21 protein-coding genes are annotated in these 23766 nt (G+C 31.0%); all 21 read left to right on the top strand.

Annotated features, from left to right (window positions below; all coding sequences use genetic code 11):
• Positions 1 to 7: 7 nt before the first annotated feature.
• Complete coding sequence (locus CKL_RS17460; protein WP_012103909.1) at positions 8 to 487, top strand: PTS sugar transporter subunit IIA; 480 nt, start codon at positions 8 to 10, stop codon at positions 485 to 487.
• A gap of 278 nt (positions 488 to 765) precedes the next feature.
• Positions 766 to 1116 (top strand): DUF6514 family protein, encoded by a 351-nt coding sequence (locus CKL_RS17455; RefSeq protein WP_012103908.1) that lies wholly within the window; start codon positions 766 to 768, stop codon positions 1114 to 1116.
• Between the two features lie 167 nt (positions 1117 to 1283).
• Positions 1284 to 1688: a holo-ACP synthase gene (acpS, locus tag CKL_RS17450; protein WP_012103907.1), complete on the top strand. Its 405-nt coding sequence runs from the start codon at positions 1284 to 1286 to the stop codon at positions 1686 to 1688.
• Positions 1660 to 3159: a bifunctional ADP-dependent NAD(P)H-hydrate dehydratase/NAD(P)H-hydrate epimerase gene (locus tag CKL_RS17445; RefSeq protein WP_012103906.1), complete on the top strand. Its 1500-nt coding sequence runs from the start codon at positions 1660 to 1662 to the stop codon at positions 3157 to 3159. The genes acpS and CKL_RS17445 overlap by 29 nt, the downstream gene beginning before the upstream one ends.
• A gap of 91 nt (positions 3160 to 3250) precedes the next feature.
• Positions 3251 to 3856, top strand: coding sequence for a germination lipoprotein GerS-related protein (locus tag CKL_RS17440; RefSeq protein WP_012103905.1), 606 nt, complete (start codon positions 3251 to 3253; stop codon positions 3854 to 3856).
• A gap of 151 nt (positions 3857 to 4007) precedes the next feature.
• Positions 4008 to 5183, top strand: a complete 1176-nt coding sequence (gene alr, locus CKL_RS17435) for an alanine racemase (RefSeq protein ID WP_012103904.1) — start codon at positions 4008 to 4010, stop codon at positions 5181 to 5183.
• Between the two features lie 554 nt (positions 5184 to 5737).
• Positions 5738 to 6058, top strand: coding sequence for a CopG family ribbon-helix-helix protein (locus CKL_RS17430; protein WP_041701016.1), 321 nt, complete (start codon positions 5738 to 5740; stop codon positions 6056 to 6058).
• Positions 6018 to 6368 (top strand): type II toxin-antitoxin system PemK/MazF family toxin, encoded by a 351-nt coding sequence (locus tag CKL_RS17425; protein WP_012103902.1) that lies wholly within the window; start codon positions 6018 to 6020, stop codon positions 6366 to 6368. The genes CKL_RS17430 and CKL_RS17425 overlap by 41 nt, the downstream gene beginning before the upstream one ends.
• A 176-nt stretch (positions 6369 to 6544) precedes the next feature.
• Complete coding sequence (locus CKL_RS17420; protein ID WP_012103901.1) at positions 6545 to 7369, top strand: transketolase; 825 nt, start codon at positions 6545 to 6547, stop codon at positions 7367 to 7369.
• Complete coding sequence (locus CKL_RS17415) at positions 7369 to 8310, top strand: transketolase family protein (protein WP_012103900.1); 942 nt, start codon at positions 7369 to 7371, stop codon at positions 8308 to 8310. Before CKL_RS17420 ends, CKL_RS17415 begins: the two co-directional genes overlap by 1 nt.
• A gap of 200 nt (positions 8311 to 8510) precedes the next feature.
• Positions 8511 to 9197 (top strand): cell division ATP-binding protein FtsE, encoded by a 687-nt coding sequence (ftsE, locus tag CKL_RS17410; protein ID WP_012103899.1) that lies wholly within the window; start codon positions 8511 to 8513, stop codon positions 9195 to 9197.
• Positions 9187 to 10077 (top strand): permease-like cell division protein FtsX, encoded by an 891-nt coding sequence (gene ftsX, locus CKL_RS17405; protein ID WP_012103898.1) that lies wholly within the window; start codon positions 9187 to 9189, stop codon positions 10075 to 10077. The genes ftsE and ftsX overlap by 11 nt, the downstream gene beginning before the upstream one ends.
• A gap of 200 nt (positions 10078 to 10277) precedes the next feature.
• Entirely contained in the window at positions 10278 to 11453 is a 1176-nt protein-coding gene (locus CKL_RS17400) for a S41 family peptidase (protein WP_012103897.1), read from the top strand.
• A 175-nt stretch (positions 11454 to 11628) separates the two neighbouring features.
• The gene (locus CKL_RS17395; protein ID WP_012103896.1) at positions 11629 to 12918 is read left to right on the top strand and encodes a PDZ domain-containing protein; all 1290 of its coding nucleotides are present in this window, start codon (positions 11629 to 11631) and stop codon (positions 12916 to 12918) included.
• A gap of 3 nt (positions 12919 to 12921) precedes the next feature.
• Positions 12922 to 14916, top strand: coding sequence for an excinuclease ABC subunit UvrB (gene uvrB / locus CKL_RS17390; RefSeq protein ID WP_012103895.1), 1995 nt, complete (start codon positions 12922 to 12924; stop codon positions 14914 to 14916).
• Between the two features lie 25 nt (positions 14917 to 14941).
• Positions 14942 to 17764 carry an excinuclease ABC subunit UvrA gene (gene uvrA, locus CKL_RS17385; protein ID WP_012103894.1) on the top strand — a complete coding sequence of 941 codons (2823 nt, stop codon included), beginning with the start codon at positions 14942 to 14944 and terminating at the stop codon, positions 17762 to 17764.
• Between the two features lie 69 nt (positions 17765 to 17833).
• Positions 17834 to 18274: an FHA domain-containing protein gene (locus tag CKL_RS17380; RefSeq protein ID WP_012103893.1), complete on the top strand. Its 441-nt coding sequence runs from the start codon at positions 17834 to 17836 to the stop codon at positions 18272 to 18274.
• Between the two features lie 59 nt (positions 18275 to 18333).
• Positions 18334 to 19548 carry an FtsW/RodA/SpoVE family cell cycle protein gene (locus CKL_RS17375; RefSeq protein ID WP_012103892.1) on the top strand — a complete coding sequence of 405 codons (1215 nt, stop codon included), beginning with the start codon at positions 18334 to 18336 and terminating at the stop codon, positions 19546 to 19548.
• 4 nt (positions 19549 to 19552) lie between these two features.
• Positions 19553 to 20980, top strand: coding sequence for a peptidoglycan D,D-transpeptidase FtsI family protein (locus CKL_RS17370; RefSeq protein WP_012103891.1), 1428 nt, complete (start codon positions 19553 to 19555; stop codon positions 20978 to 20980).
• 133 nt (positions 20981 to 21113) lie between these two features.
• A complete protein-coding gene (locus CKL_RS17365; RefSeq protein ID WP_012103890.1) occupies positions 21114 to 21719 on the top strand; it encodes a metal-dependent hydrolase in 606 nt (201 codons plus the stop codon).
• Positions 21720 to 21736: 17 nt separating this feature from the next.
• Complete coding sequence (gene uvrC / locus CKL_RS17360; RefSeq protein ID WP_012103889.1) at positions 21737 to 23605, top strand: excinuclease ABC subunit UvrC; 1869 nt, start codon at positions 21737 to 21739, stop codon at positions 23603 to 23605.
• Positions 23606 to 23766: the final 161 nt, after the last annotated feature.

The following is a 23766-nucleotide window of genomic DNA, read 5'->3' as shown; positions in this document are numbered from 1 at the left end:
TTAAAGCATGTTTCATTTTCTAAAGAAAAATTTTGAATTAACTGCCCCAATTGATGGAAAAATAATAGATTTATCACAAGTGCCAGATCAAATATTTTCAGGAAAAATGGCGGGGGATGGTGTTGCAATTGATACTACTGGGGATATAGTTTTGGCTCCTGCAGATGGAACTGTAATTCTTATACTTAAGACAGATCATGCCTTTGGAATGGTTTTAAAAAATGGAACTGAAATATTAGTACATGTGGGTGTTGATACTGTGGAATTAAATGGAGAAGGGTTAGAAAGGCTAGTAGAAGAAGGTACGTGTGTAAAAGTGGGAGATCCTATAATAAAATTAGATAGAAAATTTATAGAAGAAAAGGGATATTCTCTTATAACCTCAATCATTATAACAAATTCAGAAATCATTAAGGATATAAAATATAATGAAGGTAAAATGGTTAAGGCTGGAAAAAATCAGTTAATTATGTATAAGTTAAAGTAAAAGTAGTCAGTCTAATAATAATATTGCTTTAAATTTATAAAAAATAGAAAGTCAAAATAATTAAATTTTCGACAATATTGTTTAATAAAAATTGTTAATAAGTTGTATATAAGTATATATATTCTTATATAACCGTAGGTACAAGATTTTTATTGTCATATATAAGGGATAATTTATAATTGTATTAATCTATGAACTGACACATTTTTTTTATAGTATATGTTAATATAATTTTAATAATATCATTGCTGTAAATAATTATGGGGAGGTATTGGTTTATGGTAGTAGAGAATTTTATTTCCACTGAGGTAGTAGAAAATACAAAATATGTATATTTTTATAGATTACTTAAGGGAAAGACAGTTATCACTTATGAAAAAGAGTCAATAGAAGTTCAGTCCTATGGCATAGAGGTAGAGAGACAGGATATATTAAATGAAGAATTAGTGAATGTACAGAGAGATTGCATAGAACATATAAGTCCATACAGGCATAAAGTACATAATCTAATAAGATTATTATATGAGAATAAGGTATCACCATTACATTTAATTGATATAGCAGGTGATTATGTAGATAGATATATCTTAGATTTTGAAAGAGAAGTAAAATATATAGCAGCATATTAAATTTAATAAAAAGAGGAGAAATCCTCTTTTTTAATTATGTAAAAACATGAAATTTTGATATAATTTAGTTTCAATTGAACCTAATTTAGTATTTACTGTATCGATAAATAAATGTAATATAAGATATAATAGTATAATTTTAAAATTGCTCTGGGGGTGTATTGTATTTGATATTTGGTGTTGGAGTAGATATAGTTGAAATTAGGAGAATTAAAGAGGCTATTGAAAAACATAATACTTTTATAGATAGGATTTTTAGCAAAAATGAAATAGAATATCTTAAAAATAGAAATCTAAGACCTGAATTTGTTGCAGGTAGATTTGCAGCAAAGGAAGCTGTTGTAAAATCATTGGGTAGTGGATTTAGGGGCTTTGACTTTAAAGATATAGAAATAGACAGAACTGCTTCTGGAAGGCCAACGGTAGTGTTGAAAGGAAAAGCTAAATTAATGGCAAATAAGTATGGAAATTATAAAATCCATTTAAGCATATCTCATGGAGTAGATAATGCTATAGCTTATGCCATAATGGAGGTTGATAAAATTGAAGATAGCGACTGTAAGGATATCTAGAGATATAGATAATTATGCTATAAATCAATTTAAAATACCTGGTATTGTTTTGATGGAAAATGCAGCAATTAAGGTAATTAAAAATATAGATTTAACAAATTGCAATTCTTTCTGTGTAATATGTACCCGGGGTAATAATGGCGGAGATGGATTTGCTGTAGCAAGGCATCTTTACAGTTTAAATAAAAAAGTACAAGTGTTTTTAGTAGGGAAAGAAGAGGGCATGAGTGAAGACTGTAAAGTTAATTATACTATTTTAAAGAACCTGGGATTGAACATATATAAATTGAATTCTCAGGAAGAAATTGATACTCTTAAAAAATGTATACAAAAAAGTGATGTTACAATTGATGCATTGTTTGGAACAGGAATTTCCAGAGAAATAGTAGGAATACAAAGTTCTGTTATATCTTTGATAAATGAAAATAGCAAATATATAATTTCTATAGATATTCCTTCAGGACTTAATGGAGACACGGGAAAAGTTTTGGGAAATTGTGTAAGAGCTGATGTAACTGTAACTTTTCAATTATATAAAAAAGGATTTCTAACATATGGAAGTCATGAATTTACCGGGAAAATATTAGTTGAGGATATAGGAATCCCTAAAGCAGTTGTTGAAAAATTTAGTCTGAATTATTTTATTATTGATAGAGATTTTATTAAGAAAATTTTAAAAGAAAGAAATAAATTTGCCCATAAAGGAGATTACGGAAGAGTATTTATCATAGCGGGTTCTATGGGATTTACGGGTGCTGCCTATATATGTACAGAAGGGGCTATAAAAAGTGGAGCAGGACTTGTTACATTAGGCTGTTATGAAGATATTAGATCAATACTTAGCTCAAAACTTATGGAAGGCATGACTGTGGATTTGAGTGAAACCACAAGCTTAGAAAAAACTATAGAAAAAAGTGATGTTATTGCAATAGGTCCTGGTATGGGAACGAATAAGGATACATTAAATCTATTAGAAAAAATTATAAAAAATTTTACAAAAACCGTAATAATAGATGCAGATGGAATTAATGTTTTAAGCGGAAATCTCCATATTTTAGAAAGCAAAAAATGTTCTGTAATCTTAACTCCTCACCTGGGAGAAATGTCCAGAATTACTGGCTTAGATATTGAATATATAAAAGAAAATAGAATTGAGGTGGCAAAAAAGTTTGCGAAAGAAAAAAATGTAATATTACTTTTAAAAGGATACAATACAGTTGTTACAGATGGGAATGTGGTAGCTGTGAATTCTACAGGAAATTCATCAATGGCTTCGGGAGGTATGGGAGACTGTTTAACAGGAATAATAGCTTCTTTTATAGCTCAAAGGTATAGTCTTTTTCAAGCAGTATGTGCTGCAGCATTTGTACATGGATATTGTGGAGACAAATTATCCCAAAGTATGTTTTGTGTAAATGCAAGTCATATTTTAGAAGAATTGCCGTTTTCTATAAAGGAATTAATAGACTAATTTAAACTAAAGCATTATATGAAAAAAGTAATATAGGGAGACATAATAGAATAGATTAGTAGTGAAAAACTGTGAAATGTGGAGGTGCAAAGTGAGAAAAAAGCTAGTCCTAGGAATTATGTCTTTTGCTTTAATTATATTTTTTTCATCTTGTAATAAAAATACCAGAAATACAGAAGAAATAATATATTATTTAAAGGATTTAAACAGTTATAGCTGTAATGTAAATATGTCCATAAAAAATTCTAAAGAAGAAATAAATTATAGTGGAAAACAGTTTTATCATGTTAAATATGGTGATAGATTGGATCTTGGAAAAGATGAAATAATTTTTTATAAACAAAATAAGATAGTTGCAAAACGTATTGGAAGCGGAAACATATATAATTATAATAAAAATTTTGATAGCCTGTTCAAATTTTGCTTTATAGATCAATATATATCATTGCTCTATACTAATGAAAAAATTGAAAATTCATTTCAAAATATAAGTAATCAGCAGTATCAAGTTATACATTTGGATATACCAGGAAATAATAAAAATATAAATAAGGCAGAATTATATGTAAATGTAAAACACAATACTCCCACATATTTGATAATATATGATTCTGATGGAAAGGAGAGAATAAAAGTACATTATACTGATTTTAAAGCTAATCCAGAATTGGGAGAAGATGTGTTCAATATAAATTAGTTTTTATTTAGGCATTTTTTAATTCCCATAATATATTCACATTCATAATAAAAAAGGTATATAATTTTAGTATGTTTTTATTTTTTAATAAAAGCTGTTTCTTATTAATCTACTAAATAAAATTATAATGGATGGGATGGGATGGTATATTATGTTTCAAAAGTATAGACCTGTATGGGAAGAGATTAACTTAGATAACCTTGTATATAATATAGGTCAAATAAAATCTAAAATAGGAAATAAGGAATTAATAGGTGTTATTAAGGCTGATGCCTATGGTCATGGAGCTGTAGAAATTGCAAAAGTGTTACTAGAAAATGGAGTAAGTAGACTTGCTGTAGCGATTTTAGATGAGGCAATAGAGCTTAGAAAAAATAAAATTAAAGTTCCTATAATGGTTCTTGGTATAATACCACATGCATTTTTAGATGAAATAATGAATTATGATATAGAACCTATAGTACCTTCTTATAGTTATGCTAGTAAGTTATCTAAATTAGCTGAAAGTAAGGATAAAAAAATAAAAGTACATATTGCACTAGATACGGGAATGGGTAGAATAGGATTTTCCATAGACCCAAACAGTGTAGAAGAAATAGGTAAAATAAGTAAATTGCCCAATATAGAAATACAGAGTTTATTTTCACATTTTTCTACAGCAGATGAAACAGATAAGGCATATAGCTGTGAACAATTTAAAAAGTATAAATTATTATATGAGGAATTAGTAAAGAAAAATGTGAAAATAAACATGAGAACTATATCAAATAGTGCAGCTATAATGGAATTGCCTGATACTTACTGTGATTTAGTTAGACCTGGCATAATAATGTATGGGTATTATCCATCTACGGAAGTAGACAAGAATAATTTGAGTATAAAACCCATAATGACTTTAAAAGCTAATGTAGTTTATGTAAAAGTACTAGAATCAGGAAGTTATATTGGATATGGAAGAAAGTTTAAATGTAATAGAAAAAGTGTAATAGCTACATTACCTTTAGGGTATGCAGATGGATACACTAGAAGGTTATTTGGCAAAGCAAAGGTCATAATCAATGGAAAATTTGCTCCAGTAGTGGGGAATATATGCATGGATCAATGCATGGTAGATGTAACGGATGTAGGTGAGGTTAATATAGGAGATGAAGTTGTACTTATAGGTGAAAAAGATGGATTAAAATTTAATGCAGATGATATAGCTGAAATCACTGGAACCATAAGTTATGAAGTGCTTTGCATGATAGGTAGAAGAGTTCCAAAGTTATATATAAAGGGAGGGGAGGTAGTTAAGATTAAAAATTATGTAATATCAAGTGATTCTTAGGTTATGTCACTGAAGATAATAATACTTGCATATAGTCTTTAAAACAATTGTTTTGTGAAATATAATTATTGAAATAATTACGTTTTACGTGTCAAGAAACTGTATCATTTCCTTTAGCAGAATTAAAGTAGCTTGAAGTGTATATTGTAGAGTTGTGAATATAAATTTGAAAGTTGGTATAATATATAATATAATAATTAATTAGTAGAATAAAAAATTTATCTGGAATATATAAATACAAATTTTTATGTAGTATAAGTTTTATTACACTTTATTTTATACTAGGAAGATGTGTATTTTTATAATTTGAAAGTAAATACATATATACATAAATTAATATCTAAAATTTTACATAATAAATTATAATATGCTTAAATAGAGACGTATAAAGGATTATATTAAATATTTATGAAGATAAAAAGCCCTATGTAAAAAATTACAAGTAGAAAAATGATGAAATTATAGATAATTTCTTTGACACAATTATAGATTTGGTAATATAATTGGTTTGTATATATCTTTCGCTTAGGGTAATAGGAGGTATTAATTTGTATATGTCAACTTCAAAAAGATTAGTAATAAACCTCTCAGAAACACTATATAATGAATTCAACAAGGCACTCAAAGAAGATTGCAAAAAAAGAAGTGAATTTATTAGGGAAGTTATCATATTATATATTAGTGAGAAAAAAAGGTTAAATAAAATATCAGAAATGGAAAAAGGGTATAGGGAAATGGCGCAGCTTAATCTTGAATTCGCAGAAATGGGCTTTGCAAGTGACATGAAAGAATTTAAAGAATATGAAGCGAAGCTTTCGGAGAGTGATTTGCAAGATGACAACAATAGTGAAAAGAGGAGATATATTTTATGCTGATCTAAGTCCAGTGGTTGGATCTGAACAGGGAGGGGTAAGGCCTGTTATAATAATACAAAATGATGTAGGCAATAAATACAGTCCTACAGTAATTGTTGCAGCGATTACCTCTCAGATAAATAAGGCAAAACTTCCAACACATGTAGAAATATCATCAGAAGCCTATGGACTTAACAAAGATTCAGTAGTATTGCTTGAACAAATAAGAACTTTAGACAAAAGAAGATTGAAGGAAAAGATTGGCCATATGACAGATGTTGACATGGAAAAAGTAGATGGAGCACTTTTAGTAAGTGTTGGACTTCAATAAATATTCATATATAATTAATTGTGTGCCAATAATTTTAATTTTATAAATAACTTTACCGATATAAACCCCTGTGTTAAACCACAGGGGTAAAGTTTTGTGTGGTTTTTGTATATAAAAATAAAATTTTATGTTAAAATAACTATAAAAAGTTTTTAGCTTATTAGGAGGTTAAGTTTGTGGAAAAAAATATAGAAAAACTTGAGAAGATTGCAGTGTCTATAAGAAAAAATATAATAAAAATGCTAACTAAAGCTGGATCAGGACATCCAGGAGGTTCTTTGTCCATAGTGGAAATTTTGACTGTTTTGTATTTTTATGAAATGAATATCAATCCACAGAATTTTAGGGATTTAAATAGGGATAGATTTGTACTGTCAAAAGGCCATGCTGCTCCTGCACTTTACAGTACCCTCGCTGAAAGGGGATATTTTAATGCGGATGAACTTCAATCCCTTAGAAAGTTAGGTTCTATGCTTCAAGGTCATCCTAACATGAATGATGTACCTGGGATAGACATGTCCACAGGCTCTTTAGGTCAAGGGGTATCTGCAGCAGTGGGAATGGCATTAGGCGGCAAAATTGACAATAAGGATTATAGAGTGTATGCCATACTTGGAGATGGAGAGCTTGAAGAAGGAGAAGTATGGGAAGCTGCTATGGCTGCAGCACATTATAAATTAGATAATCTAATTGCTTTTGTAGATGCTAATGGGCTTCAGATAGATGGACCTTGTGAGGAAGTCATGTCTGCATATCCTATTTCAGATAAATTTAAAGCATTTAAGTGGAATGTTATAGAAGCAGATGGTCACAACTTGAAAGAACTGATAGATGCAGTTGAAGAAGCCAAATCAGTTAAAGATAGACCTACTGTAATAATTTGTAGTACTATCAAGGGCAAAGGGGTTTCTTTTATGGAAAATCAGGTGGGATGGCATGGGACAGCACCTAATATAGAACAATGTGAGAAAGCTTTAAGTGAAATAGGAGGTGAAGAGTAATGTCAAATAAAATAGCAACTAGAGAAGCTTATGGAAAAATATTATTAGAATTAGGAGAAAAAAATGAAAAAATAGTGGTTTTTGATGCAGATCTCTCCAAATCCACTAAAACATGTAATTTTGGGAAAGCATATCCTGAAAGATTTATGGATATGGGTATAGCTGAATCTAATATGATGGCAGTAGCAGCAGGAATTTCTACCTGTGATAAAATACCTTTTGTAAGTACCTTTGCTATATTTGCTACGGGAAGGGCTTTTGAACAAGTAAGAAATTCAATATGTTATCCTAATTTAAATGTTAAAATATGTGCTACTCATGCAGGAATTACTGTAGGCGAAGATGGAGCATCTCACCAGTCTGTGGAGGATATATCCCTTATGAGGAGTATACCTAACATGACAGTTATATGTCCAAGTGATGCGGTAGAAACAGAAGAGACTATTAAAGCTATAGTGGAGAAAAAGGGTCCCTGTTATGTAAGGCTTGGAAGATCCGGAGTGCCTGTTATAAATGATAATAAAGATTACAAATTTGAAATTGGAAAATCAGTAAAACTGCGGGAAGGTAAGGATGCAGTGATTATAGCTACCGGTATAATGGTAGATGCAGCACTGGAGGCTTATAATATATTGGCTGAGGAAGGTATAAAGGTATCAGTTTTAAATATACATACAATAAAACCTATAGACAAAGATGAGATAATAAAGGAAGCCAGAGGAACAGGCGTTGTTATAACTGCAGAAGAGCACAGCATCATTGGAGGACTTGGTTCTGCAGTGTGTGAAGTTTTAAGTGAAAATTTACCTACCCCTGTGGTAAGAGTGGGAATAAAAGATACTTTTGGGGAAAGTGGTAAGCCTGCTGAGCTTTTGAAGGCTTATGGATTAACGGCAGAAGATATAGTTAAAGCAGTGAAAAAGGGATTGACATTAAAATAAATTATTATAAAAACGATGCTATATAATTTTATAACATCGTTTTTTAATTGAGTATCTTAAAGCAAAATATAATGTAAATTTCATTTTAATAGTTTATTTAATGTTAATAATTTTACAATTTTGGTTTTTCAGCCTTTATGATATAATAAACTTTATAATGTGACAATTTTTGAAAATGTATTAAGTATGAGGAGGTTTACATGATAGAGTTTAAAAACGTAAGTATGGTTTATAATAATAACATATTTGCATTGTCTAATATAAATTTAGAAATAGAAAAAGGTGAATTTGTTTTTTTGGTAGGCTCCAGCGGAGCGGGAAAAACTACTTTCGTAAAGGCACTTTTGAAAGAAATTCAACCTACAACTGGTGATATTATAGTTAATAATATAAATGTCACAAGTTTAAAGAGAAGGCAAATACCTTTTTATAGAAGAAAGTTAGGAGTAGTTTTTCAAGACTTTAGGTTAATACCTACACTCAATGTGTATGAAAATGTAGCTTTTGCAATGAGGGTTATAGAAGCTCCTTTAAAGGAAATAAGAAAAAAAGTACCTGTAGTATTGTCTTTAGTGGGGTTATCCAGCAAGTATAAATCATTTCCTCATGAACTCTCTGGTGGTGAACAGCAAAGAGTTTCTTTGGCAAGGGCTATAGTAAACAACCCTTCTATATTAATAGCAGATGAACCCACGGGAAATTTAGATCCGGATACTTCCATGGATATAATGGATACCATAAATGATATAAATCATGCAGGAACTACAGTATTAATGGCAACCCATGCAAGTAGTATAGTTAATTCCATGAGGAAAAGAGTTATAGAAATAGAAAATGGTATAATTGTAAGAGATGAGCAAAGGGGTGCATACGATTATGAGGATTAGTACCATAAGTTTTTTTATAAAAGATGCTTTTAGAAGTTTAAATAGAAATAAGACTATAAGCATAGCAGCAGCGGCCACAGTAGCAGCTACGTTGTTTATATTTGGTATAGCTATACTTGCAATGCTTAATATCAAGCAGGGTATAATGGAAGTTCAATCCAAAGTAGAGGTAAAGGTTTATCTTGAAGACAATATAACTAAATCTCAAAGATCGAATATTGAAAAAAAGGTCAATTCTATAGATGGTGTAGTCAAGTTGACTTATGAGACAAAATCTGAAGCATTGAATAAATTTAAAAGCCAGTTAGGAGAACAAAATAAGTCTCTTGTAGAAGGGTTAGACAAGGACAACCCTATTCCTAGTGCGTTTATAATTAAGGTTAAAGAGCCTGAATTTGTTTCTACAGTAGTTGAAAATATAGAGGATATGCCTGGTATAGAGAGTATTCAAGATGGAAGGGGTATTGTAGATAAGATTATAGCTATAAGCAGAACTATAAAATGGGCAGGAAGCATTATACTTATAATACTGATTGGAGTTTGTTTATTCTTAATAGGAAATACTATAAGAATAACATTATATTCCAGGAGAAAAGAAATAGGAATAATGAAGTATATTGGAGCCACAGACTGGTTTATAAGATGGCCTTTTATTATAGAAGGTATTATAATAGGCTTGATAGGAGCGTTGGTTTCAAACATAATATTATATTATTTATATAAGATAGTATATAATAAAGCAGCTAATGTTTTTATAATGATTCAAATGGTTAATCCGCAATATATAATTACCAATATTTTGGGTGTATTTGCCCTGGCAGGTATAATTATAGGTGCGGTAGGCAGTGTACTATCTATCAGAAAATTTCTTGCAGTTTAGTTTTTAAAAAAATTTATCTATGGTAAATACATAAGTGGAGCATGTAGAATATTTTAATTTCTGCATGCTGATTTTATATATTCTATTGACGAAGTATTAATAATAGTGGTGCAAATTTATTTTTTTTAGTGTTATAATTATTTAAGATTTACATAAATACTATATATAGTGAATGTTTCAGAAAACGAGGTGTTAATAGATTGAGGATTAAAAGGAAATGGATAGCATATACTGTGGTTATTGTAATTATAACAAATGTTCTTACCATGTTTGGTACAGTTAGTTTTATAAAAAACGCTCAGGGAAATGCAGTGGGTAAATTTGAAAAGTTGTTTGAAGTGAGAAATCAATTATATAAATATTACTATGGTTCTATAGATGACAGCGTATTAGTTGAAGGAGCTATTAAAGGTATGACAGAATCTTTAAATGATCCATATACTGTATTTATGAATAAGAAGGAGTTTGAAAGTTTTAGTGCTCAAACTGAGGGGAATTATTATGGAATTGGAATCCAGGTTATGACGAAAGAAAATAATATTGTTGTAGTGGATGTGTTTGATAATTCTCCTGCAAAACAACAAGGAATAACTTCTGGTGATATAATACAAAAAGTGGATGGTACTACTGTAACTGGGAAAAATTTAGATAAGGCCGTATCTCTTATAAAAGGAAAAGAGAATACAGAAGTTACCCTTGCATTATATAGAGAAAGTAAAGGCAGTTTTGATGTAAAGGTTAAAAGAAAAAAAATAGATATTAATACTGTAAAAGGTGAAATGCTAAAAGATAATGTGGCCTATATCCAAATAGATATGTTTGATGAGAATACAGCAGAAAGTTTTAAAAATGAATTAAAGAAATTAAGTTCCCAGGGAATGAAATCTCTAATTGTGGATTTAAGAGATGATCCAGGAGGTATGCTAGATCAGTGTGTGGATATGGTTTCTAATTTTGTTCCAAAGGATAAGGTGATAGTTTCAACTATAGATAAATATAAAAATAAAAAGGAATATAAGTCAAAGGGAGGAGATTTTAATAATCTACCTGTGACCATACTTACCAATGAAAATACAGCTAGTGCTTCAGAAATATTTTCAGGGGCATTAAAAGACTATAAGCTTGCTACTATAGTTGGAAAAAAGACTTATGGGAAAGGGGTAGTTCAGACTATATTGGATACTGGAGATAGCACTGCACTCAAAGTTACTATATCAAAGTACTATACCCCAAGTGGCAGTGATATAAATAAAAAAGGAATAAATCCTGATGTAGAAGTGGAATATCCAGATGAGCTTAAAGAGTCCAGTTATGATAGGAATAAAGATCCACAGTTTAATAAGGCCTATGAAATAGCAAAAAATAAAGTAAAATAATTGGATTTTGGATTTAATTGTAAATATGTTTGGGATTTTTAAGTTAGGCAGACAAACTCTGTCTAATTTAATTTATTTAACTATTGTACTCATGGGTTTAAAACTAGAAAGATTTTAAAATATTAGAGAATTTTAAATTTAAGAATTTTGTTTATGGAGAGGGGAATTAATTTTAATGATACTACTGTACACATTAAAATCTGTAGCTTTTGCACTTACAGAACCATATTTGGTGCTTCTTTTGGCTATATTAGCATTTACATTGTATAGAAAAAATAAACAGACAGTCATAATGCAGCAAATGATAATTGGAGAAAAAATTAATTCTCCTTTTGAACTCACAATATCCCAAATTGTAATAGGAATTTTCGGTGGAATTCTTGTAAGTGTTATTATGTCTTATCTTGGGGTGATTTTTGATGAAAATTCAGCTATAGATTTGATATTTTTAGCATCAATAATTTTTATGTTTTTTAATCCTAGATTTATATGTTTTTCTTATTCAGGTGCAATATTGGGATTCATAAGTATTATATTGAGTGTGTTGTCACAGGAGCTTAATATAGCTAGTTTGAATTTCTTAAAAATAGATGTGGTTTCACTTATGAGTATGGTAGCTATATTACATTTAGTAGAGGGAATCTTAATCATTATAGATGGCAAAAGGGGGGCTATTCCTGTTTTTACCAGCAAGGATGGGAATATAATAGGCGGATTTGCACTTCAGAGGTATTGGGCTATTCCTATGGCTATAATTTTTATGCTTCATCCAAAGTCTATGATAGGCAGCTTTTCACAGATATCTGTTCAGGATTGGTGGCCCTTAATAAATAATTCTATACCACATAGTATTTTACAAAATGCAGTTATGGTGTTAATACCATTCTATGCAGTAATGGGATATAATAGTGTAACATTTACCCGGGATGTTAAACAAAAAACAGCTATGTCAGGAGGACTTATAATTTTGTATAGTTTAGCTTTATTTGGAATAGCACAGGCTGCTGTTTTCAATATATGGCTTAAATTTTTGGCATTGGTATTTGCACCGTTGGCCCATGAAGGAATTATGCTGCTTCAGAGAAATCTTGAAATGAAAGGTAAACCTAAATATATAAGCAGCAATGAAGGGATTATGGTATTAGCTGTAGCACCTAACTCTCCTGCTAATGAAATGGGAATTAAAAGTGGAGATCTGTTAGTGGAAATAAATAGTGAGAAAATCGAAAGTGAAGACAGAATAATGGAGATAATAAAAGAATGTTCAAATTTTATATGGTTTAAAGTAAAAAGGGTAGCTGGAAATTTTGAACAAGTTAGTTACAATAGAATGAATAAAAACAAAAGACTTGGAATAGTTTTTGTTCCTAGGAATATTCCTAAAAATAGCATGGTAGTAAAGCTAGATAAAAATAGGTTTTCAGAAATATTAAATAAAATAAAAAACAAGGATAAGGATGATTAATAAATGGGAAAATTTAAAGTGCATTCTCAATTTAGCCCTACGGGAGATCAACCACAGGCCATAGAAAGTATATCCAGCCGTATTTTTAAAGGAGATAAATTTCAAACATTGCTTGGAGTTACTGGCTCTGGCAAAACATTTACTATGGCAAATATAATAGAAAAAGTGCAAAAACCCACACTGGTACTTGCTCATAATAAAACTCTGGCGGCACAGCTTTGTTCAGAATTTAAAGAGTTTTTTCCAGAGAATTGTGTGGAGTATTTTGTATCTTATTATGATTACTATCAACCAGAAGCATATATAGCTCAAACAGATACTTATATAGAAAAAGATGCATCTATAAATGATGAAATTGACAAATTAAGGCATTCTGCTACTTCTGCACTGCTGGAAAGAAGGGATGTAATAGTAGTTGCCTCTGTATCCTGTATCTACGGGTTAGGAAATCCAGAGGAGTATAAAAAATTGACTTTATCTTTAAGACAGGGAATGATAAAGAATAGAGATGAAGTACTTAAAAAATTAGTAGAGATACAATATGAGAGAAATGATTTAAACTTTATAAGAGGTACTTTCAGGGTAAAAGGAGATACTGTAGATATATTTCCTGCTTCTTCTGCAGAACGTGGTATACGTGTAGAGTTCTTTGGAGACGAAATTGATAAAATACGGGAATTTGATGTGTTAACAGGATCAACCCTTGGAATAAGAAAACATGTTTCCATATTCCCTGCATCCCACTTTGCCACTTCACGAGAAAAATTGGAGATATCCATAGGAAAAATAGAGGCAGAATTAGAGGAAACACTTAAAAAACTTATAGCTGAAGATAAATTACTGGAAGCCCAGAGGTTAAAACAGAGAACTAATTTTGATATAGAGATGATGAGGGAAATAGGCTATTGCAGTGGTATTGAGAATTATTCCAGAATATTAGATGGAAGATCAAAAGGAAGTCCTCCTCAAACTCTCATAGACTATTTCCCAAAAGATTTTCTATTATTCATAGATGAAAGTCATGTTACCCTTCCTCAAGTAAAAGCTATGTATGCAGGAGATAGGTCTAGAAAGGAATCTTTAGTAGAGTATGGTTTTAGATTGCCTTCTGCTTTTGACAATAGGCCTTTAAAATTTCAGGAATTTGAGAAAAAATTAAATCAAGTAGTGTTTGTAAGTGCAACTCCTGCAGAATATGAATTGAACAATTCTGAAAATATAGCGGAACAAATATTAAGACCTACAGGATTATTGGATCCTGAAATTTTAGTAAAACCCATTAAAGGTCAAATTGATGATCTCTATAATAATATACAAGAAACTATACATAGAGGATATAGAGTGCTTGTTACTACTCTTACTAAGAAAATGGCAGAAGATTTAACAGAGTATTTTAAAGATATGGATGTAAAGACCAGATATCTCCATTCCAGTATAACTACTATAGATAGAATGAAAATAATAAGGGATTTGAGAAAAGGAGAATTTGATGTATTAGTAGGAATTAACTTACTGCGGGAAGGACTTGATATACCGGAAGTTGCACTAGTTGCAATTTTAGATGCGGATAAGGAAGGATTTTTAAGGTCAGAGAAATCTCTTATACAGACCATAGGAAGAGCAGCGAGAAATTCTGAAAGTAAGGTTATAATGTATGCAGATACCATTACAAATTCTATGGATAAAGCTATAAGTGAAACTAAAAGAAGAAGACAGATACAAATAGAGTATAATAAAAAGAACGGCATAAAGCCTAGAACTATTAATAAGGCCATTAGAGAAATAATAGAGTCTACTATGATTTTAGAAGAAGAAGAGACATATAATACTTTAGAAGAAGCTGTAAAGGCAGACCATAAAAAAGTGGAGGAACTTATTAAAGAGTATGAAAAGCAAATGGCTGCAGCGGCTAAGGAATTGAGGTTTGAGGAAGCAGCTAAATTAAGAGATAAGATTGCAAAGTTAAAAAAACAGAAAAAACAAAATATCTATAAATAACTAAATTATCTAAGGAGTAAAATTAATGAAAAATAGCATAGTGATAAAAGGTGCTAAAGTTCACAATTTAAAAAATGTAGATTTGACATTACCTAGAGATAAATTCATAGTGTTCACTGGACTTTCAGGTTCGGGAAAGTCTTCTTTAGCTTTTGATACATTATATGCAGAAGGGCAGAGAAGATATGTGGAATCTTTATCTGCATATGCGAGGCAATTTTTAGGACAAATGAATAAACCAGAAGTTGAATATATACAAGGATTGTCACCAGCCATATCTATAGATCAGAAGACAACCAGTAGAAATCCTCGTTCTACTGTAGGAACCGTTACTGAAATATATGATTATTTAAGATTATTGTATGCTCGTATAGGAGTGCCACACTGCCCCAAATGCGGTAGGAAAATAACACAGCAGACCATAGATCAAATGGTAGACAGGGTTATGGCTATGGACGTGGGAACTAAGATACAAGTTCTTTCTCCTATGGTAAGAGGGCGTAAAGGAGAGCATGTAAAAATTCTGGAGAACATAATTAGAAGTGGATTTGTAAGGGCCAGAATTGATGGAAATATAGTAGACCTTCAAGATGAAGAAGTAAAGCTTGAAAAAAACAAAAAGCATGTTATTGAAGTAATAGTAGATAGGATTGTAATAAAAGAAGAAATAAGAAGCAGACTGGCAGATTCTATAGAGATGGCACTGAAACTGTCGGAGGGAACAGTTATTATAAATATCATTGCAGGGGAAGATATTTTATTTAGTGATAAATTTGCATGCCCAGATTGTGGAATAAGCCTGGGAGAAATTACTCCAAGAACTTTTTCCTTCAATGCTCCTTTTGGCAAGTGTGATACCTGTGATGGACTTGGCACATTACTTGAAATAGATGATAATCTCATAATACCTAATAGGAAGAAGAGTATATTAGAGGGAGCCGTAATGTGCTGGGGAGAAGGAAGTCTAAAAGAAGACTCCTGGACTTTTAGTATATTGAAAGCTTTATCTGGTAAATATAATTTTAAGTTAGATACTCCTGTGGAAAAATTGGATTCTAATATTTTAGATATATTACTTCATGGGTTAAAGGGAGAGAAGATAAGAGTCAAATATAAGAAAGAAAACAGAGTGGTAGAGTTTAATCATTCTTTTGAAGGAATAGTAAATAATTTAAAGAGAAGGTATATGGAAACAAATTCAGATTATATAAAAAGAGAAATAGAAAATTATATGAGCCATAATCCATGTCCCAAATGTAAAGGAGCAAGGCTGAAACCTGAAGTCCTTGCAATTACAGTAGGAGAAAAGAATATCTTTGAATTATGCAGTATGTCTATAAAAGATGAGTTAAGATTTTTTAAAGAAATAAAATTATCTGAGAAAGATACTATTATAAGTGAGCAGATATTGAAAGAAATAAATTCTAGGCTGGAATTTTTAATAGATGTGGGACTGGATTATTTAACTTTATCTAGAACAGCAGGAACTTTATCAGGTGGAGAAGCTCAGAGAATAAGACTTGCTACACAAATAGGATCTAGTTTGGTAGGAGTGCTCTATATACTAGATGAGCCAAGTATAGGACTTCATCAGAGAGATAATGACAGACTAATTTCCACTTTGAAACATTTAAGAGACCTTGGAAATACAGTTATAGTTGTAGAACATGATGAAGATACTATAAGAGAATCGGATTTCATAGTAGATATAGGACCAGGAGCAGGGGAACATGGAGGGGAAGTTGTTGCTTGTGGAAGTGTTTTAGATATTATAGAATGTGATGCTTCTATAACAGGTCAGTACTTAAGCGGTAAGAAAAAAATAGAGGCACCAGAGTACAGGAGAGAAGGAAATGGTAAATTTATAAAGGTAATAGGAGCCAGAGAAAATAATTTGAAAAATGTAAGTGTGGAATTTCCGCTTGGGGTATTTAATTGTGTTACTGGAGTATCTGGTTCTGGAAAGAGTACTTTAGTAAATGAAGTATTATATAAGGCACTACATAAAAAATTAAACAATTCAAGGCATAATCCTGGAAAGCATGAAGATATTTTAGGGATGGAAAATATAGATAAGGTAATAAATATAGATCAAAGTCCCATAGGAAGAACTCCAAGGTCAAATCCTGCAACTTATACAGGGGTATTTGATATAATAAGACAGGTGTTTTCGAATACTAATGAGGCTAAAATGAGAGGATATAAACCAGGGCGATTTAGTTTTAATGTAAAAGGGGGAAGATGTGAAGCTTGCAGTGGCGATGGAATAATAAAAATAGAAATGCAGTTTTTGTCAGATGTATATGTTCCCTGTGAAGTATGTAAAGGTAAAAGATATAATAGAGAAACACTAGAAGTTAAATATAAGGATAAAAATATCGATCAGATACTTAATATGACTGTAGAAGAATCGCTGAAGTTTTTTGAAAATATACCGAGAATAAAAAATAAATTACAGACTTTAATGGATGTAGGGCTTGGATACATTAAATTAGGTCAACCATCAACACAGTTATCTGGAGGGGAAGCTCAGAGAATTAAATTAGCTTATGAACTATCTAAGAGAAGTACGGGAAAAACCATATATATATTGGATGAACCTACTACAGGACTTCATATAGATGATGTAAGTAAACTTATAAATATACTTCAGAGAATTGTAAATGCAGGAAATACAGTAGTTGTCATAGAGCATAATTTAGATGTTATAAAGTGTGCAGATTACATCATTGATCTTGGACCTGAAGGAGGAGATAAGGGTGGAACTATTCTCTGTACAGGTACCCCGCAGCAGGTAGCTGAAAATAAAGACTCCTATACAGGACAATATCTAAAAAAGATGTTATAATTTACGTAAAGACTAGCTGCTGTACTGATGATGCTAGTCTTTACAGGTGTTAAGGGAGGATATTTTTAAATGGATCTAAGTAAATTAAGTATGATTTTTAAAATCGTGATTATAGGTATAGTTTATATTATAATATTTTGGGCATTAAGAATAATGTATAAAGATATAAAAAATGGAGGTAAGAGAAATAGAAAACTAGTTAGAAAATCCTTTGGACTTGAAGTAGTTAATCCAGGTAAAAACTCAAATCTTAGAAGAGGTGCTGTAATTCCTGTAAGAAGAGAAGTGACTATAGGAAGGAAAAATGATAATCAGCTTATATTGGAAGATCCGTATACATCAGGTCACCATGCCAGAATTTATATAAAAAATGCGAAAGATTGCGTATTAGAAGATCTTGGAAGTACCAATGGAACTCTTTTGAATGGCAAAAAATTAAGAGGAAAGCATTATCTAGCTCCTGGTGATGAAATTAAAATTGGAAATACAGCTTTTAAAGTTATAGGATAGTTTGATTAAACACTGTTGAAATAGAAATTTTACTATAATATTTATAGGTGGTGGATATATTGGATACTACTAGAGACGAGAAGAAACTACTAAGATATACATATTTGTTATGTTTTATCTGTTTCTTGAACTTAGCAATAATAAAGCAGCCTTTCGATAAAGGAGCCATGGTAATGGCAGTTGTGGTCTGCTTATTAATAGGATATTCTTATTTTGTAATAAGAAAGTTTTTTTCTGATGGAGATAAATACATATTTATTTTTTCAAGCATATTATCAGTTATAGGTATGGTGATGTTGTATAGAATAGATATGACAGTTGCCATTAAACAGATAATATGGTTTGCAATCGGGGTAACAGGCTTTATACTTATTGTAGTTTTAATGCCGGATACCAGCAGATTTAGCAAGTATAAATACATATATTTAATATGCACATTGATATTTATGGGAATGGGTACAGTTGTGGGTAGTGCTACAGGAAATGAAATAAATGGTGCTAAAAACTGGGTGAGTTTAGCGGGAATTCAATTTCAGCCTTCGGAATTTGCAAAACTGTTTTTAGTGGCATATTTGGCATCAGATTTAAAAAACTATAAAAATTTTAAAAATCTAATAGTACCAGGTATAGTAGTAATGATATCTTTGGCTTTTATGGTACTTCAGAAGGATTTGGGTTCTGCCCTTATATTTTTTGGAATAGCTGTAACCATGCTTTATATAGCTACTTCTAAATTCAGGTATGTACTAATTTGTTTTTTACTTTCATCTGGAGGAGCTTTCCTCAGTTATAAGCTATTTAATCATGTTAGAACTAGAATTATGATATGGAAGGATCCCTGGCCCTATGCCACCAATGAAAGTTATCAAATTGTACAATCTATGTTTTCTATAGCCTCTGGAGGTCTTACAGGTACAGGCTTAGGGCTTGGACATCCAGAATATGTCCCTATTAATACTACGGATTTTATATTTGCGGTGCTCTGTGAGGAATTAGGAATATTAATAGGTTTTTCTATAATAATATTGTATTTTTTATTATTTTATAGGTGCATGAGGGCTGCAGTATATGGCAATGATGAGTTTTCCAGACTTCTTGCGGTAGGTTATAGTGCAATGATAGCATCTCAGGTTTTAGTTATAGTGGGAGGAGTTATGAATGCAATTCCTCTTACAGGTATAACTCTTCCACTGGTGAGTAGGGGAGGTAGTTCAATGCTTATAACATTTTTTTCTTTAGGCATAATACAGAAGATATCGGAAGAAGGTAGGTAGTAAGATGAATGACATATTGAATAATATAAAAAAGGTAATGATGGTTTTTTTAATATGTTTCATAGCACTCATTTCTTATATGACTTATTTTGAGATGGCTATTGGACCTAATATAGTGAATAATGCTTATAACAGAAGATTGTGGATAAAGAGGAATGAAGTGCTTAGAGGAACTATATATGATAGGAATGGGAATGCTCTTACTAAAAGTGAACCTATAGATCAAGAAAATCAAAAAAGAGAATACACCGGAGGTGCAATGTTTGCCCATGCACTAGGCTATGTAGACATCAAGTATGGAATTACAGGACTTGAAAGAAAGTATGATGAGGAATTAATGTCTACAAATATTAAGGATAGTATAAAAAGCCTTATTGAGAATAAAGGAAAAACTCAAAAAAAAGTTGGTAATAATTTAAAAACAACTTTGGATCTAGAGACACAGAAAGCAGCTTATGATTTATTGGGAGACAACAAGGGCGCTGTAGTAGCACTAAATCCTAAAACTGGAGAAGTAATAGCTATGGTATCAAAACCATCTTTTGATCCAAATGATTTAGGAACTACTTGGGAGCAGTTGAATAAAGACGAAAATAGACCTCTCATAAATAGGGCTACAGCAGGACTTTATCCACCAGGATCTACTTTTAAAACCATAACTGCCATAAGTGCCTTAGAGAATATAAGTGGAATTCAGGGAAGATATTTTCAGGATACCGGAGAGTTATATATAGGAGGAGATTATACTCTTCATAATTTTCAAGGAGAAGTTTTAGGGAGTATTAATTTTAAAGATGCCTATACTCATTCTAGTAATGTATATTTTGGCTCTCTAGGTCTTGAACTTGGGAATGAAAAATTAAAACAAACTGCAGAAAAATTTTTCTTTAATAAGGAAATTCCTGCAGATGGTATACCAGTAGAACCTAGTAAATTTCCTGAATTAAAATCTTATGAAAAAGGAAGTATAGCCCAGAGTGCCATAGGACAGAGCAGCGATTTGGCAAGTCCTCTTCAAATGGCAGTGGTTACAAGTGTTATAGCGAATGGCGGAGTCTTGATGAAACCTCATCTGGTAAGTGATGTGACAAATAGTCAGGGAGAAGAAGTAAAGAATATACAACCGGAACAAGTAGGTCAGATAATTTCTTCAGATGTAGCTTCTACAATGAAGGATTTAATGAGATCTGTAGTAGAATCAGGAACGGGAACTAATGCTTCTGTAGAAGGTGTGGAAGTGGCAGGAAAGACTGGAACAGCAGATAATGAATCACAAGGGAGAAATTCCGCTCCCCATGCCTGGTTTATAGGATTTGCACCCTATGAGGATCCACAGGTAGCAGTGGCGGTAATTGTAGAGAATGGAGGACAAGGAGGAAAACTAGCTGCTTTCATAGCATCAGAGGTGATAAGGATTGCACTTCGAAAATAGTTAAAATTTAAATTTTTATCGGGAAATTTCATAGTAAAAGATAAAGTTTCTCTAAATTTAATGTTATAATATAGGTATTTAAAAAGTCGTTAAATGGAAATTTGATATTATAATTGTTTTTAAAGGAGAAAATATGAAAGGTAAAACTCATGCAGGTGTTGGAGTAGTTACTTTTTTATCTGCTTATGATATGCTTCCCGGAAAGTTTAACTATATTGGTATACTTGTAGTGATATTTGCATCCATACTCCCAGATATAGATCATCCAAAAAGTATAATAAATAAATATATACTTCCTTTTAGAAATAAGCTTACTAAAATTGTTTTTTATAGTTGTTTAGGAACAATATTGCTTTGGTACGATTATTTATATAAAGGGGAACCTGTAATTAAGGCTGTTGGCATATCATTTTTTATAATAGCTTTATCTACTCACAGAAATGGATTAACTCATAGTTTAACGGGCATGATAATGTTTTCCTTTATTATAGGATATTTAGGGAATATGTATAATTTACATTATTTAGTATATTATTTTATTATAGGTTATGGAATGCACCTATTATGTGATATGATTACAGATAGAGGAGTACCATTATTTTATCCTTTTAAAAATAAAAAAGTCAAGATGCCTTTAACTTACAAGACTAATTCTAAAATTGGCTGTACTATAGAAGAACTTTTAATGATATTCGGGCTTTTATTTACTATATATAAACTTCCAGTTATATATAAATAATCTTAGGAGTGAATTTAGTGTTTGATTTTGAGCAGCAGTTAAAAATATTGCCGGATAAACCTGGAGTATATTTAATGAAAAATTCTTTAGGAGAAGTAATATATGTAGGAAAGGCAAAGATTTTAAAAAATAGGGTTAGACAATATTTTCAGAAGTCTAAAAATCATTCTGAAAAAGTAAGAACAATGGTTAAACATATTTCAGAGTTTGAGTATATAGTTACAGATTCTGAGATGGAAGCTCTTGTATTAGAGTGTAATTTAATAAAAAAATACAGACCTAGGTACAATATATTGTTAAAAGATGATAAAATATATCCACTTATAAAGATAACTTTAAATGAAGATTTTCCAAGGATAATATGTGCCAGAAATAAGATAAAAGACGGGGCAAAATATTTTGGACCCTATATAAGTACGGGGGCAGTTTATGAAACCATGGAGGTTATAAAGAAAATATTTCCTATAAGGGACTGCAAGCTTAACATAAAAAAAGGAAATGTAAAAGTTAGGCCTTGTCTAAATTATCATATAGGATTGTGCAAGGCACCTTGTACTGGCCATATCAGCAAAGAAGAATATGGGAAAATTATATCTGGAGTTATGGATTTTTTATCAGGAAAGAACAAAGATATAATTAGAAAACTAAAAGAAGATATGGATACTTTATCTGAAAATATGGAATTTGAGAAGGCAGCGGAACTGAGAGACAAGATTTTTGCATTAGAAAAGATTATTGAAAAACAAAAAATAACCACTGGCGGTTTTGAAGATGAAGATTTTATAAATATACACTCTGATGAAAAAGATAGCTGTATTCAAGTGTTTTTCTCAAGGACGGGAAAAATAATAGGAAGGGAACATTTCATTATAGAGGATACACAGGATCTTCCTAAGGGGGAAATAGTAGCAAACTTTATCAAGGAATTTTATGGAGGTACAGCATATATAGCAAAAACCATATATGTACCGGAAATTTATGATGTTCAATTATTGGAAGATTGGCTTAGTATTAAAAAGGATTCTAAGGTATATATTAAAATACCCCAAAAAGGTGATAAAAAGGCAATTTTAAATTTAGTAGAAAAAAATGCCAGGACCACTTTACAAAACTTTAAATTGAAATTCATTCAAGATAAAAAAATGTATGAAACATCCCTGGAAGAACTTATGGAAATACTTAATCTGGATGATATACCGCATAGGATAGAAGCCTATGATGTATCTAATATTCAGGGGGTAGATTCTGTAGGTACCATGGTGGTCTTTGAAAATGGAAGGCCAAAGCATAACGATTATAGGAGATTCAAAATCAATGAGGTAAAGGGAGCCAATGATTATGAAAGCATGAAAGAGATCCTAAGAAGAAGGTTCCAAAATGGCATGGAAGAAATAAAGAGAATAAAAGAAAGAAAATTAGAGTTTAGTGCAGGAAAATTTAGCTTTTTTCCTGATTTGATTCTTATGGATGGAGGAAAAATTCAAGTAAGTGCAGCTCTTGAAGTATTAAAAGAATTTAACATAGATATAACTGTATGTGGCATGGTAAAGGACGACAAGCATAGAACTAGAGGACTTATTTATAGAAACGAAGAAATGCCATTAAATAGGAACTCTAATATAATTAAACTCATTACCCGAATACAGGATGAAGTTCACAGATTTGCTGTGACTTATCATAGAAGTCTTAGAAGTAAGAGGGTACTTCATTCTGTATTAGAGGATATACCCAATGTAGGGGTTAAAAGAAGAAAAGAGCTTTTAAAGAGATTTTTAAGTGTAGAAAATATAAAAAAAGCAAGTATGGAGGAGCTTATAAGTACCCCCTCTATAGATATGCGTACGGCAGAAAGCATAATTTCTTATTTTAGAGGATATAAAAGCTAAATAAATTTAGTTTTATATGGCAATATATTTTTATAATATAATATATTATAATTAACTGTATTAAATAAATATGAAAATTGTAGATTAAATAATGCAGCAGTTATTGTATTGCTGATTTTAGGAGGAGTATATCTAAATATTGATTAAGAATTATACATACA

The sequence above is a fragment of the Clostridium kluyveri DSM 555 genome (assembly GCF_000016505.1).
In the GTDB taxonomy this organism is placed as follows: domain Bacteria; phylum Bacillota; class Clostridia; order Clostridiales; family Clostridiaceae; genus Clostridium_B; species Clostridium_B kluyveri.
This window is presented reverse-complemented; position numbering and strand designations above follow the sequence as displayed.